Source organism: Pantoea sp. X-Soil-YNGN-844 (assembly GCF_059730595.1).
The window spans coordinates 101,620-116,018 of the sequence record NZ_AP036009.1 but is presented as its reverse complement, the minus strand read 5'-3'; the positions used below and the strand labels follow the sequence as shown (position 1 = coordinate 116,018).

10 protein-coding genes and 1 pseudogene are annotated in these 14,399 nt (G+C 57.5%); 6 read left to right on the top strand and 5 right to left on the bottom strand.

Annotated features, from left to right (window positions below):
* Positions 1-8 precede the first annotated feature (8 nt).
* The 5 genes and pseudogenes from AC6I8C_RS21755 (at position 9) to AC6I8C_RS21735 (ending at position 5,125) form a co-directional block, all read left to right on the top strand.
* On the top strand, positions 9-1,199 hold the full coding sequence (locus tag AC6I8C_RS21755; RefSeq protein ID WP_497823851.1) for an SfnB family sulfur acquisition oxidoreductase: 1,191 nt from the start codon (positions 9-11) through the stop codon (positions 1,197-1,199).
* A pseudogene (locus AC6I8C_RS21750) lies at positions 1,196-2,545 on the top strand (LLM class flavin-dependent oxidoreductase). Before AC6I8C_RS21755 ends, AC6I8C_RS21750 begins: the two are co-directional and overlap by 4 nt.
* Before the next feature lie 33 nt (positions 2,546-2,578).
* Entirely contained in the window at positions 2,579-3,388 is an 810-nt protein-coding gene (locus tag AC6I8C_RS21745; protein ID WP_497823850.1) for a MetQ/NlpA family ABC transporter substrate-binding protein, read from the top strand.
* Between the two features lie 2 nt (positions 3,389-3,390).
* Positions 3,391-4,491: a methionine ABC transporter ATP-binding protein gene (locus AC6I8C_RS21740; protein WP_497823849.1), complete on the top strand. Its 1,101-nt coding sequence runs from the start codon at positions 3,391-3,393 to the stop codon at positions 4,489-4,491.
* A complete protein-coding gene (locus tag AC6I8C_RS21735) occupies positions 4,475-5,125 on the top strand; it encodes a methionine ABC transporter permease (protein WP_497823848.1) in 651 nt (216 codons plus the stop codon). The genes AC6I8C_RS21740 and AC6I8C_RS21735 overlap by 17 nt, the downstream gene beginning before the upstream one ends.
* 34 nt (positions 5,126-5,159) lie before the next feature.
* Here AC6I8C_RS21735 and AC6I8C_RS21730 read toward each other — a convergent pair whose 3' ends face one another.
* The 5 genes from AC6I8C_RS21730 to ssuD all read right to left on the bottom strand — a co-directional run bounded on the left by AC6I8C_RS21730 (position 5,160) and on the right by ssuD (position 12,185).
* Complete coding sequence (locus AC6I8C_RS21730) at positions 5,160-6,377, bottom strand: acyl-CoA dehydrogenase family protein (protein ID WP_497823847.1); 1,218 nt, start codon at positions 6,375-6,377, stop codon at positions 5,160-5,162.
* Complete coding sequence (locus AC6I8C_RS21725; protein WP_497823883.1) at positions 6,370-7,830, bottom strand: MFS transporter; 1,461 nt, start codon at positions 7,828-7,830, stop codon at positions 6,370-6,372. Before AC6I8C_RS21725 ends, AC6I8C_RS21730 begins: the two co-directional genes overlap by 8 nt.
* A gap of 263 nt (positions 7,831-8,093) precedes the next feature.
* Positions 8,094-9,506 (bottom strand): LLM class flavin-dependent oxidoreductase, encoded by a 1,413-nt coding sequence (locus AC6I8C_RS21720; protein ID WP_497823846.1) that lies wholly within the window; start codon positions 9,504-9,506, stop codon positions 8,094-8,096.
* Positions 9,507-9,574: 68 nt separating this feature from the next.
* Positions 9,575-10,987 (bottom strand): FAD/NAD(P)-binding protein, encoded by a 1,413-nt coding sequence (locus tag AC6I8C_RS21715; protein ID WP_497823845.1) that lies wholly within the window; start codon positions 10,985-10,987, stop codon positions 9,575-9,577.
* Positions 10,988-11,012: 25 nt separating this feature from the next.
* Entirely contained in the window at positions 11,013-12,185 is a 1,173-nt protein-coding gene (ssuD, locus tag AC6I8C_RS21710) for an FMNH2-dependent alkanesulfonate monooxygenase (RefSeq protein WP_497823844.1), read from the bottom strand.
* Positions 12,186-12,459: 274 nt separating this feature from the next.
* Between ssuD and AC6I8C_RS21705 the strand changes: the two genes are divergently transcribed.
* Complete coding sequence (locus tag AC6I8C_RS21705) at positions 12,460-14,349, top strand: sigma-54-dependent Fis family transcriptional regulator (RefSeq protein WP_497823843.1); 1,890 nt, start codon at positions 12,460-12,462, stop codon at positions 14,347-14,349.
* The last annotated feature ends 50 nt before the right edge of the window (positions 14,350-14,399 follow it).

Below are 14,399 nucleotides of genomic sequence, written 5' to 3'. Positions count from 1 at the left end.
GAGAAAGAATGAGTCAGGTTCAGCCCAAACAGCACGCTTCCCGTATTCGCAGCGAGCAGCATGCGCTGGAAGTGGCTGCGCACCTGGCGCAGCGGTTCCGTGAGGGGGCCGCAGCGCGAGATCGTGAACGTGAACTGCCGCATTCCGCTCTGCAGACCCTGTTTCAATCAGGATTAGGGGCGATTACCGTGCCGCAGGCGTATGGAGGCATTGCCGTATCAACTGCCACACTCGTCTCTGTGATCACGCTAATCAGCGAGGCTGATGCAGCGATTGGTCAGGTTCCGCAAAATCACTACTACGCGCTGGAAGTGCTGCGCGTTAACGGCAGTGAATCACAAAAACAACGGTTGTATCGGGAAGTCCTGACAGGCGTACATCTGGGCAATGCGCTGGCAGAGTTCTCCTCCCGTGCCGCACATCAGCGGACCACGCAGATTCGGTGCAATATTCTCAACGGCAGCAAGTTCTACGCTACCGGTGCGCTGTTTGCTGACCGCATTCCCACGGCTGCGCGCGATGAAGAGGATAAAGAGCAACTGGTATTTGTACCACGTCATCAGGCGGGTGTGACCGTTATTGATGACTGGAGCGGGTTTGGTCAGCGCACCACAGGCAGCGGCAGTGTCCTCTTCGAAAACGTCACGGTGGATGCTGCAGATGTGGTGCCGTTTCAGACAGCATTTGAACGGCCAACGACCGTCGGCCCTTTTGCGCAGATTATGCACGCCGCTATCGATCAGGGAATTGCACGCGCCGCATTTAACGACATGCTCGACTTTCTGCGCCAGCGTGCCCGGCCCTGGCCCGACAGCGGGGTAACGCGTGCCACTGATGACCCCTTAACGCTCGATCGCATCGGACGTCTGGCGGCGCGACTGAGCGCCGGTGACGCCCTGTTAGCCGAGGCAGGCGCAGTCATTGACGCCGCGCAACAACAGTCTGACGCCGCAACGGTGGCGCTGGCCTCGGTGGAGGTGGCCAGAGCGCGTGCCTGGACCACAGAAGTCTCACTGGAAGCGGCTAATTTGCTGTTTGAACTGGGCGGTTCACGCGCCAGCTTGCGTGAATATAACCTTGATCGCCACTGGCGTAACGCGCGCACCCATACCCTGCACGATCCGGTACGCTGGAAATATCCCGCGATAGGGAATTACCTGCTCAATGGCGTGCTGCCACCGCGCCGGGGCACGCTATGACTCAGAAACAGGTTCTGCTCAACGCGTTTAACATGAATTGTGTCGGCCATATTCATCACGGCATGTGAACGCACCCGGAAGACCGTTCAACCGAGTTCAATACGCTGGCCTACTGGACTGATCTGGCACGCCTGCTGGAACGCGGACTGTTCGATGGACTCTTTATTGCGGATATTCTGGGCGTCTATGACGTTTATCAGCAGGGTATTACGCTAACGGCACGCGAGTCGATTCAGTTACCGGTCAACGATCCGCTGATGCTGGTTTCGGCTATGGCGGGCGTCACGCAGCATCTTGGCTTCGCCGTGACCGCGAATCTCAGTTATGAAGCACCGTTTCCTTTTGCCCGCCGTCTTTCCACACTCGACCATCTGACTCAGGGACGGATAGGCTGGAACATCGTCACCGGCTACCTGGACAGCGCCGCCCGTGCCATGGGAAACAAACAGCTGCTGGCACACGATGAGCGCTATGCACAGGCAGATGAGTTTCTCGATGTCAGTTATCAGCTTTGGGAAGGAAGCTGGCAGGATGATGCGCTGGTTGTCGATCGCCCGAATCGTCTTTACGCAGACGCCACGAAAATTCATCCGGTCAGGCATCAGGGTGAATTTTATCAGGTTGAAGGCTATCACCTCAGCAGTCCGTCACCCCAGCGTACGCCGTTACTGTTTCAGGCCGGCACCTCTGCACGCGGGATTCAGTTTGCTGCGCGTCATGCCGAGTGCACTTTTGTTAATGCAGCGACACCCACAGCAATGCGAGAGCAGACACAGCGGCTGCGACAGGCCGCAGTTGAAGCAGGTCGACGTGCAGATGATTTGCGCATTTTTATGGGGGTCGGGGTCATCGTCGCCCCGACAGAGCGTGAAGCACAGGAGAAACACCGCAGTTATCTTGAATATGCCAGCCCGGAAGCGGGGATTGCCCATTTCTCCAGTTCCATTGGGCTCGATCTGGCCGCCTTTAAGCTCGACGAGCCCATTATCAGCGGGGAGACCCGGGCTATTGAATCGGTCAGTAAAGCCTACAGCGGCTGGACTCGTCGCCGCCTGCTGGAGCAGCATGCGATGGGCAGTCGCTATCCACTCATAATTGGTAATCCCGCGCAGGTCGCGGACGCGCTGCTGCACTGGATGGATGAAGGCGACATTGACGGCTTTAATCTGACCCGCATTCTGAACCCGCAGAGCTACCGCGACTTTATCGATTTAGTTGTACCTGAACTCCAGCAGCGCGGGCGCTATAAAACGGCTTATCAGCCCGGTTCACTACGCCACAAAATTTTCCAGCAGGATCGCCTGCCCGAACGTCACCCGGCGGCTCGCTGGCGTCATCCCAACTGACCTCATTGATCTATTTAACCTCAAGGAATCATCATGACACGCTCAAAAACACTACGCGCCGCCCTGGGCGGCCTGCTGCTGACTCTCAGCGCCGCTGCGACCGCAGCAACCTATTCCGGACCGCTCAAAGTGGGTACCACCGCCGCGTTTGCCCCGCCGCTGGAGACCGCCGTTGCCGAAGCAAAAAAGCAGGGCCTGGATGTTGAACTGGTCGAATTTACCGACTGGACTGCGCCGAATGTCAGCGTAGAAAATGGCGATATCGACGTCAATCTGTTCCAGCACAAGCCTTTTCTGGAGAATGCTAATCAGTCCGGCGGCTTCCACCTGGTCGCTTATGCGCCAGCCATCATCAATAACATTGGTCTTTATTCCAAAAAACACAGCGCGATTGATCAGGTTCCCGAAGGCGGCACCGTTGCTATCGCCAACGATCCAATTAATGGCGCACGCGGATTATTGCTGCTGCAGAAGGCGGGGCTGATTACGCTCAAACCGGGTGTGGGACTGAAAGCAACCATTAATGACATCGTCAGTAACCCTAAAAAGCTGAAAATTATCGAAGTGGAAGCGGTACAGCTCTCGCGCTCGCTTGAAGAAGTCGACCTGGCGCAGGGCTATCCACACTATCTGCGTCTGGCAAAAACGATTGATCCCAATAAGGCACTGCTGTTCGACGGGCTGGAGCACCCGGAATATGTCATTCAGTTCGTAATCCGTCAGGGTCATCAGGACGATCCGCGACTGGCGAAGTTTGTTGATATCTATCAGCACTCTCCGGTAGTCCGTGCCAGCCTCGACAGTTTCTATGGCAAACTCTATCAGCCAGGCTGGAGCCAGTAATCATGGTCAGTCTGAGCATCCCTGAGACGTCGGCATTGTCCGATGCCGCTACGCGCCATACCAGCGGTGCCTCACACGTCATCATTGAAGCATTAAGTAAACGCTATCCCGGCCAGTCTGTGGATGCACTGCGCAATATTAATCTCGGGATCCATCGCGGAGAAATATTCGGCATCATTGGCCGCAGCGGCGCGGGAAAATCTACGCTCATCCGCTGCCTTAATCGTCTGGAAGAACCGACTGCCGGACGCATCGTGATCGATGGCATCGATATCAGCGCGCTTAACGCGCGGCAGCTGGTCGAATGGCGGCGCAGCACCGGCATGATTTTCCAGCACTTCAATCTGCTGTCGGCCAAAACCGTACGGCAGAATATTGAGCTACCGCTAAAAGTGGCAGGCGTGCCTGCTGCCGTGCGGGCGCGCAAAGTGGATGAGCTGCTGGCGCTGGTCGGGCTGGAGGCGCGGCAACACGCCTGGCCCGCACAGCTTTCCGGTGGACAGAAACAGCGCGTCGGTATTGCACGTGCGCTGGTCCACGATCCGGAACTGCTGCTGTGCGATGAAGCGACATCAGCACTCGACCCCGAGACGACACGCTCAATTCTGGCGCTGCTTAAAAAGATCAATCAGCAACGCCATATTACCATTGTGCTGATCACCCATGAGATGGACGTCGTTCATGACCTCTGCCACAACGTTGCGGTAATCGATCAGGGTGAAATTATTGAGCGCGGCCCGGTCTGGCAGGTTTATAGCGACCCGCAGCAGGAGACGACGCGCCAGCTGCTGAACCCGAATCACCAGGCTCTGCCAGAGTCGGTCGGCACACGCCTGACTGTCCACCGGCAACATCATCAATCCCGTCTGTTGGTGCGGTTACGCTACACCGGGCAGGGTGCACAACCTGATATCGGTGCGCTGAGTGCAGAGATCGCGGGCGAAATCACCCTGATTTACAGCGCTATCGAGTGGGTTGACAGCAAACCCACCGGCCAGTTGTTGCTCCTGCTGGATGCCCGACACGAGGCGCAATCCGTGACAACTCAGCTGGCGCACATCGCCGATCGACTGGAGGTATTAGGTTATGTCACCGGCTATTGAACGTTTATGGGTCGCCTTTCTGGATACGCTGCTGATGGTAGGCGTCTCCTCTGCGCTCGCGCTCGCGCTGGGCTTACCAATGGCGGTAATTCTGGTGGTCAGCGGACGCGGCGCTCTTTTTCCCAGCCCGCTACTTAATCGGGTGCTGGGCTGGGCGGTTAACCTCTTTCGATCCATCCCATTTCTGATCCTGATGGTGGCGTTAATTCCCTTTACCCGCTGGATTGTGGGAACCACCTATGGCGTCTGGGCAGCCGTCGTACCGCTCACCCTGGCGGCTACCCCGTTTTTTGCCCGTATTGCGGAGGTCAGCCTGCGTGAAGTTGATAAAGGGCTGACCGAAGCGGCGCAGGCCATGGGATTTCATCGCTGGCATATTATCTGGCATGTGCTGCTGCCGGAAGCGCGGCCAGGCATCGTCAGCGGTTTTACCATCACGCTGGTGACGATGATTAACGCGTCAGCGATGGCCGGTGCCATCGGTGCAGGAGGATTGGGGGATCTGGCGTATCGTTATGGTTATCAGCGGTTTGATATGCAGGTGATGGTGACAGTGATTGTGGTGCTGGTCGCGCTGGTGACGTTGCTTCAGTTGTGCGGTGACCGGCTGTCGCGACGGCTGAACCACCGCTAAACGTATAAGGCCGGGATCACCCGGCCTTACTGTTTTATGACGCTTCGCCGTTACCGATCTGCCAGATAAACGTCGGATCGTTGCCGTTTACCTCCCAGTCACCCACATTGCGGATTTTGTAGATCACCGGGTTATGCGATGACACGGTCCGCGCGTTGCGCCAGTGCCGATCCAGCGCCTTGCTGACGCGGGTATCTGACGCGCCCAGCGCATTAAAGAACTCCGTGGCGGCTCGGGTCACTAACTCCACCGCGACCACCTGCGCCCGGGCGGATTCCACCTCTGCCTGAACGTTCGCCGCGTGAAGATCTGCTTCATTGGCACCGCTCAGTTGCAGTTCAAATGCCCGTTGCAGTGAGTGAGTCGCCCGATCAACGGCGGCTTCAGCGGCCCAGGTCCAGCTGCTGATCTGACCGACCACCTGCAGCACCTGCACATCCTGCTTAACCTGAGGCGCATTGCCGTGGCTGTAAATCCGTTTACGCTGCGCAACCCCCTGTGACGCATCGCGCACTACGGCCCGGCCTATACCCGCCAGCGTGGCTAATAACACATGCTGATAAAACGCCGTCTGATAGCGAAAGCGTTCACTGAAATCATAAACGTGTGGCTGCTCCACACGGGCATGATGAAAGCGTGTGGTGCCACTGCCGGTCAGCCGCTGCCCGAAACCATCCCAGTCGTCATCACGTTCCACCTCATTCTGATGCGTGTTCACCAGCGCAATGACGTCGCGGCCGTTGTCCGTGCGCTGCGCATAGACATCAATCCAGTCCGCATAGAGCGTGCCGGTGCTGTAAAACTTCTCACCGCTGATCCGCCATTCTCCCGCATCGGGTGAGACCTGGGTGTTGACCTCACCCAGCTTAACCGCCCCGATTTCACTCCAGCCACTGCCCACCAGCTCGCCATCCACAAAACAGCGGAACCAGCGCCGCCGATCCTCACTCTCCGGCTGGTTCAGACGATCTTCGATAAAGGCAAAGTGCGCGCGCAGTGCCTGCGGCAGATTCGAATCCGCTTCGGCCAGCGCGGTCAGCAGGGAAAAGAGCTGCGGCAGCGAGACGCCGAAGCCGCCTTCTTCTTTGGGGATACGCAGGGTGCCAAACCGCGCCTCTTTCAGCCAGCGGATCGGCTCATGCAGCAGAGTGCGGTTGATTTCACGCGCGGCGGCCCCTTCAGCAATGCGGTTAAAGAGTGGCCGGAACTGTTCGGTCAGCGCGGCAAATTCAGTACGGGTTAATTCAGACATGATCTTCTCCTGTTGCAGGTTGTTCATCAATGTCCTGTCGGGTCGGTTCAAACCGGATAATCAACAGGAAAATAATCGGAATAAGGGCGGCGAGAGAGACGATCCAGAACATGTTGGTGCCATAACGGGCCTGCAGAATGGGCAGGATAAATAGCGCCAGTGCACTGCCAATGCCAGAGAGCGAGCGACTGAAGCCAACACCGGTTGCGCGAATGTGGGTCGGATAAGAGAGCGCCGGATAGATCATCAACTGCGCGCCGGGACCGAACCCTTCGGCAAACAGCCAGAGTCCCAGCATCAGCACGGCAAACACCACGCCAGCAGTGGCCTGTGGATGACCGATCAACGCCAGCGAGATCAGCGCGATAAACTGCAGGGCAAAACCCGCAATCGCCACATGCCTGGAAGGGAATTTCCATGCCAGTCGCATCCCCAGCAGGCCGCCGGTAAAGGCGAACAGCGCGTTCAGCCCCAGTGAGGCGGAGATGGTTTCAAACACGCCCGCGCCCAGGAACTGCGCCAGGATTGAGGGCAGGAAGAAAGCAATGGCGGTGTACTCAAATGCGATACAGACATTCATCACTGCGCTGACGATCGTGCGTTCGAGGTAAGGCTTCTGAAACAGCACGCGGAAACTGACTTTCGGGGCCGCTTTCACGGTTTCGTTTTTTTCGGGCTGCTCTTCATGCGCAATAATGCCGTACGAGTCGCGCAGGATACGAACTGCACCGCTCAGGTCTCCCTGATTGGCGGCCCACAGCGGTGACTCATTCATGAACTTGCTGCGCACCGCAATAATGAGCAGAGCCGGTACCGTGCCAAACAGCAGCGAGGCGCGCCATAACCAGTCGATGTGTTCAGCTGGCAATAGGAAATAGAGCGCAAAAATAATAAAGAAGCAGGCAGATGACGCGGCATACCACATCGGGCACCAGGCCGCGAGGCGCGACGCTTTATTGCCTTTGCCGGAAAATTTAGAGAACTCCGCCAGGTAGGCCATGGCAACCGGCAGATCGATCCCGACCCCGACCCCCATCAGAAAACGCGCGCCAATCAATACCCAGACGTTGGGCGCCAGACCGGCAGCTATCGCAGAGACCACGAAGAACAGCATGTCCGCCATAAACACCGAGTAGCGGCCATATTTGTCGGTGAGCCAGCCACCGACCAGATTGCCGACGATGGTGCCGATCATAATTGAAGAGGTGACCAGTCCGGTCAGCACCGGGGTTAAGCCAAACTCTTTCACCACATCGTCAATACCATAGGAGAGCGTGGTGAGATCGTAGGCATCAAGAAATACACCGCCCAGCGCCAGGAACACAATCCAGCGGGCGTAGCTGTTTTTCTCGGTATTACTGTTGATTAGCCGGGCTACGTCACTTACCGAACGAACCGGCGTGGAGTGGGGCGGCGGGGCGGTCAGGGTGTTGTCAATCTCTAATGTACTCATCATATCCTCGTTATTATATTCAGCAGGTAACGAGGTTTTTATAGGCATTCCCGGCTCAGTAAACAACCAACAAATAACGATAACTATTTCAGTATATTCAATAAGTTAATAATTAAAAAACGGCCACGAAAGAAGCCGGATGAATAGCAGGATTCATCCGGTACAAATTAAAGCATTTCTCTTTTCCTGGCCTGAAATCGGCGCGTTGTTTCAGCCGTTAATAAATCTGTTAAGCGATGACTGAGACTATTAACCGGCAGACTTCATCCTGATATTTCAGCGCTATTTACCCGAGTTCCTGTGTCAGCGTGGCGGCGATAACCCGTACCCGGATGTGGCAACGCCAGCCGCGGTCCCTGTCCGAACAATTTTTCACGCAGCGTACCTGGCTGGTAGTCCTGCTTGTAAACGCCGCGCTTTTGCAGTTCCGGCACCAGCAGTTCCACCACGTCAGTGAAGGTTTCATGCGTCACGGCGTAGGCGAGGTTAAACCCGTCAACGTCGGTCTCTTCAACCCAGCTCTGCAGTTCATCCGCTACGGTTTCGGCGCTGCCCACCAGCAACGGGCCAAAACCGCCAATGCCCACCCAGTCAGCCAGACCCTGCACCGTCCACTGACGATTAGGATCGGCGGTGGAGAAGGTCTCAACCGCCGACTGAATCGCGTTGGTATGCAAATGCTTCAGGACCTGATCCGGCTGATACTGCCCGAAATCAATACCTGTCCAGCCCGAGATGAGCGCCAGCGCGCCTTCGTAACTGACATAGCTTTTGTACTCCTGCCATCTGGCCTGTGCCGCCAGGTCAGTTTCACCCACTATCACCGTCTGCAGATTGAAGACCAGTATGGAACGCGGGTCGCGTCCCGCCTCAGCGGCCCTGCGGCGAATATCCGCCACAGTTTTCTTCAGCAGTACTTTTGAGGGTGCTGCCACGAACACGCATTCAGCATGTTCCGCCGCAAAGGCTTTACCGCGGCTGGAGGCACCGGCCTGATATAGCACCGGCGTGCGCTGCGGTGATGGCTCGCAAAGGTGAATGCCCGGCACCTGGAAAAATGTCCCCTGATGGTTAATCGGATGGATCTTGTTCGGATCGCTGAAGATATGGCGTTCGCGGTCACGCAGGACTGCGCCATCTTCCCAGCTTCCCTCCAGCAGCTTATAGATGACCTGCAGATACTCATCGGCGTAGTCGTAGCGCGCATCATGGTCGGTCTGGGTCTGCTGGCCAATATTGCGCGCACCACTTTCCAGGTAGGAGGTGACAATATTCCAGCCAATACGGCCTTTGGTCAGATGATCCAGGGTCGAGATCCGCCGCGCAAACGGGTAGGGGTGTTCAAACGACAGCGAGGCGGTCAGGCCAAAGCCCAGGTGTTCCGTCACCATGGCCATCGGCGTAATTAACGCCAGCGGATCGTTTACCGGCACCTGTGTAGCCTGACGGATGGCGGCATGGTTATTACCGTTGAGCACGTCATAGACACCCAGCACGTCAGCAATAAACAGCCCGTCAAACTTACCGCGCTCCAGCAGGCGCGCTAAATCGGTCCAGTACGCCAGATCTTTATACTGCCATGAGCGGTCGCGGGGATGCGCCCACAAGCCGGGTGACTGATGACCAACACAGTTCATATCGAAAGCATTCAGGCGAATTTCACGTTGCGATGACATAGCGACTCCTGAGCGGATGCGGCAATCGCTTGCCGCCCACCTTTTAATGTGTGTTTTCGAAGGAAGATTCAGTAGGTGAGTGAGCCGGGACATCGCTCGCTGACAGGCAGCGATGGGGCATTCAACAGTTGCCGTGCAACAGACTCAGCATGTTCCGCCACCTGCGGTAATCCCATCAGCTCGCCAAAGCGACCCCGTGCGGCAGGCCCGGCGACATACAGTCCGGGATTCGCTTCATCGTTCACATTCAGCGTCTGAGACAGCGCATTAACCTTGATCCCCAGCGCCAGCGGGTCAGGCTGGATAACGCCATCGCCATGGAGCTGACGCAGCAGCGCATTGCTGTTAAGCAGCGCGTTGTGTGCAGGGCCGGTGGTGACAATGACTTTATCCACCTCCAGCTTGTGCGATTGCGCGCCACGCAGGCGCAGCGTCAGCCGGAGCGTTGCGCCATCTGATTCGGCGGCGATAAGGCGCGCCGCCAGCAGAGTCAGCTGACCGCTGGCCTGCTGCTGGCTGAGAACCTGGCTCACCTGTGGCGCAATCCGGTAGCGGTGAACATCCCACCAGGGGCGCAGATGATGCAGAAAGCGTTGCTGTTCGTGCAGCGAGAGGCTCTGCCAGATGCGCTGACCGTTACGACGAATATCATCCAGCACCAGCTGCCAGGGCAGATTCAGCGCCGCCGCCTGTTTAACTTCCTGACGCACCCGATGTAGCCAGCCGCGCGCGGTGGCGGATTGCGGCTGACCGTAATCCAGCGTGTAGTTCTCAAAACTGCCACTCAGGTTGGCACGCGGCAGCTGGCCACGACGAGAGAAAACGGTAATCTTTCCACGGTGCTGCTGGCGATGCAGCGACGCCACCACATCGGACATCGTCAGGCCAGAACCGATAATCGCGACCCGATCATCAGGGGCGACCTGCGCCAGTGCATCGCGCTGCCAGGGATTAGCAATCAACCCCGGATAGCCCTGAAGCGGCCTCAGCAGAGCAGGCAGATCCGGCGGGGGATGGCTGATCGCCAGCACTACCTGATCGGCATGAATCTGCTGCCCGGAGGCCGTGGTCACCACGCCATTCTTACAGGCAACCGCACTGTCACGCAGATGACTCAGTTTCACCGGTGAGTGCTGCTGCTGATGAACAAACTGCGCATTGACCCAGCGACCAAACTCACCGCGCTGCGGGTAGACGTTGCCGTCATGCCACAGCGCTTCCGGGTCGGCCCTGAAGCCGGCAGAGGCGCGATAGTCGCGATCGAAAACACCCTCTTCATCACCGGCAAGCTGCATTCTGCCGGCCGGCACATTAATGCGGTGGGCCGGATCGGTGGTGCCGTATGCCACACCTTGCGCAAGCTGTGCGCGAGGTTCAATCACCGTCACCTGCAACCCCGCCTGGCCAGCGCGGGCCAGATGGATCGCCAGCGCAGTGCCGGTGAACCCGCCGCCGATAATGACAATCTGCTGTTGTGACATAAGCGAGCCTTTTTCTGTTAACTGACTAGCTGGCGCTGGCCTGTTTAGCCGGGCGACGGTCGCCGCCGATGGTTTCACCAAACGGGCCTGTATTGACGCTGCGCTGTTTCTTTTCGGCGTTGGCGGCCAGCGGCAACAGCGGCATTACCAGCTCTGCAAAGCGGTGTGCCTCTTCAAGATGCGGATAGCCGGAGAAGATAAAGTTCTCAATGCCCAGTGCCTGATACTCCCGGATGCGATCGGCAACCTGCTGCGGATTGCCGACCAGCGCTGTTCCTGCACCGCCGCGCACCAGGCCGACGCCTGCCCAGAGATTGGGGCCAATACGCAGGCTCTCCCGCGACCCCTGATGCAGAGCACTCATCCGCGCCTGACCGGCGGAGTCCATGCGGGCAAAGATTTTCTGCGCGGCAGCGATAGTCTCTTCATCCAGATGAGAAATCAGTCGATCGGCGGCCGCCCAGGCTTCCTCTTCCGTTTCACGTACAATGACATGTAAGCGGATGCCATAAGAGAGCGTACGGCCATTCTCCTGCGCCCGCTGCCGAACCACCGCCAGCTTCTCCGCGACCTGTTCAACCGGCTCGCCCCACGTCAGATAGGTGTCGATCTGATTCGCCGCAACGTTGATAGCGGCCTCAGATGATCCACCGAAATAGAGTGGCGGACCATCTTCCTGCACCGGCGGGAAGAGGATCTCGGCGCCTTCCACACGAATATGTTCGCCTTCAAAGTCTACCTTCTCGCCTTTCAGCAGACGGGAGTAAACCTCAAGAAATTCTTTAGTCACCTGATAGCGCTCTTGATGACTCAGGAAGATGCCATCACCTTTGTTCTCTACCGGATCACCACCCGTGACCACGTTGATCAGCAACCGGCCGCCGGAGAGACGGTCCAGCGTCGCCGCCATCCGCGCCGCCAGGCTGGGCGGTTGCAGGCCGGGACGCACGGCCACTAAATAGCGCAGCTTTTTAGTGATCGGTGCCAGTGCCGAGGCGACCAGCCATGAATCCTCGCAGCTTTTACCGGTCGGGATTAACACACCGTAGTAGCCCAGATTATCTGCCGCCAGCGCAACCTGCTGTAAATAGGGTAAATCGACTGCTCTGCCGCCTTCGGTGGTACCCAGATAGCGCCCGTCGCCGTGAGTAGGCAGAAACCAGAAGAGGTTGAGGTTTTCCTGTGTCGCATGACTCATTAGCAGATTCCTTTATAACGATATTAAAATTTATCACATAGGGTTAATCCCTTTGGTTATATAGCCTCTAGCAGGATGCGTGCCAGTGCGATAAAATATTTTTATTAATAAAATTCAATAATTTATCGTTTTGATGGCAGGCGCTAATCTGCTGCATTCGCAACAGGCATAGTTGCATCCTGCTGCATTGGCAACAATCTGACTCGTTCCGCCTCTCGTTTCGGCGTCAGCGGCGCGGTATGGTCATGGTTTTCCCGTTCACCCGGTAAATGAGATGCAGATATCCAGCCCTGAGTTAATTGACCCCGCATCGCGCGCCTTTAAAAGCGTGCTGGATCAGCTCGCGCCCACCGATGCGACGGTACTGATCATCGGTGAAACCGGCACCGGCAAAGAGGTGATGGCGCGCTATCTGCATCACCACAGCGCCCGCAGCCGGCAGCCTTTTCTGGCGGTTAACTGCGGCGCACTTACCGAGAGCCTGGCGGAGTCGGAGCTGTTTGGTCATGAGAAGGGTGCCTTTACCGGCGCACAGGACAGGCATCGTGGCTGGTTTGAGGCGGCAGAGGGCGGCACGCTACTGCTGGATGAGATTGGTGAGCTAAGCCCGTCGCTGCAGGTGAAGCTGCTACGCGTGCTGCAGGAGCGTGAAATTACCCGCGTCGGATCGTCCAGGCCGGTAAAAGTGAATGTGCGAGTCATTGCCGCGACCAACCGGGATCTGGCGGTGGCTATCCGTGAACGGCGATTCCGGGAAGACCTCTACTACCGGCTGAATGTGGCCAGCGTCACACTGCCGCCGCTGCGCCAGCGCTGCGAAGATATTCCGGTACTGGCCAGTCACTTCCTGCAGCTCTATGCGCGCCGTCTTGGTCGTCCTCAGCTGCGCCTCAGTGATGAAGCCACAACGGTGTTGATGAACTACAGCTGGCCGGGCAACATCCGTGAACTGGAGAACACGCTGCACAACGCCGTGCTGCTCAGCAAAACCTCACTGGTCACGCCACAGCAGCTGCGGCTGAGCCCACTTGTGGGGAGCGATCTGCCGCAGGGAGAGGAGGCATTGGATCAGTTTTTACGCCAGCAGATGCAGCAGAGTGACTCGCCGCTCTATCCCCGGGTCATTGCTGCGCTGGTGAAAAATGCGCTGGAGCTCACGCAGGGTAATCAGTTACAGGCGGCCGCGCTGCTTGGGATTAGCCGACATACATTGCGCACACAGCTGGGACATCTGGGGGTGATTAAACCGCGCCGCGGTTCAGTGCGTCAGCGCGATGCTGCTCCCGGTCAGCAGCCTGAGCGGGAGCGGGAACTGCGTATTGGTTATCAGAAATTTGGCAACCTTGGCATTCTGAAAGCCCGCCAGTCGCTGGAGCAGCAGCTGGCCGGGCAGGGTGTCAGCGTCATGTGGAGTGAATTTCCTGCGGGTCCCCAGCTTCTGCATGCGCTGAGCAATAAGGAGATCGATTTCGGGACCACCGGTGAAGTTCCCCCCTTGTTTGCGCAGGCCAGCAACAGTCCCATGGTCTATGTCGCCTGGGAACCTGCCGCCCCGCAAAGCGTGGCGCTGCTGGTGCCTAACAGCAGCCCGGTTAAGCAGATTGGCGATCTCAGAGGCAAACGTATTGCCGTGAATCGCGGCTCCAACGTTCACTATCTGTTGTTGCAGATTCTGGATGAGGCGGGTTTAGCGCTGGATGATGTGCGCATTGTCTATGCCCCGCCTAAATATCCGCTGACGCCCAGCGACCTCAACGCGGTGGATGCCTGGATGATGTGGGATCCGTTACTCAGTGATGCTGAGAACAGCGGAGAGTTCAGGGTGATTGCGGATGGCACAGGCCGGGTCAATAACCATCAGTTTTACCTGGCTGAGCGCGGATTTGCGACGCACTCTGGCGATCTGTTACATGTTCTGCTTAGTGCGCTGGAGCAGACCGGCCGCTACATCGATGCGCATCGTGCTGAAGCTGCCGGGCTGCTCTCAACGGAACTCGGCATCTCTGCCACCTCACTGATGCACGCCTTAGCCCGACGCAGCCATCAGACCCAGAGAATGAACCTGGCCATCATCCGGGAACAGCAGACCATCGCGGACCGCTTCTATGCGCTGGGTTTATTCAGTCGCGCCATTCGCGTACGCGAGTCGGTCTGGCATCCATAGCGTTTTTTTAGCTAAGCATCGAACATTTCATCGCTAAGCGCTTCAACCTG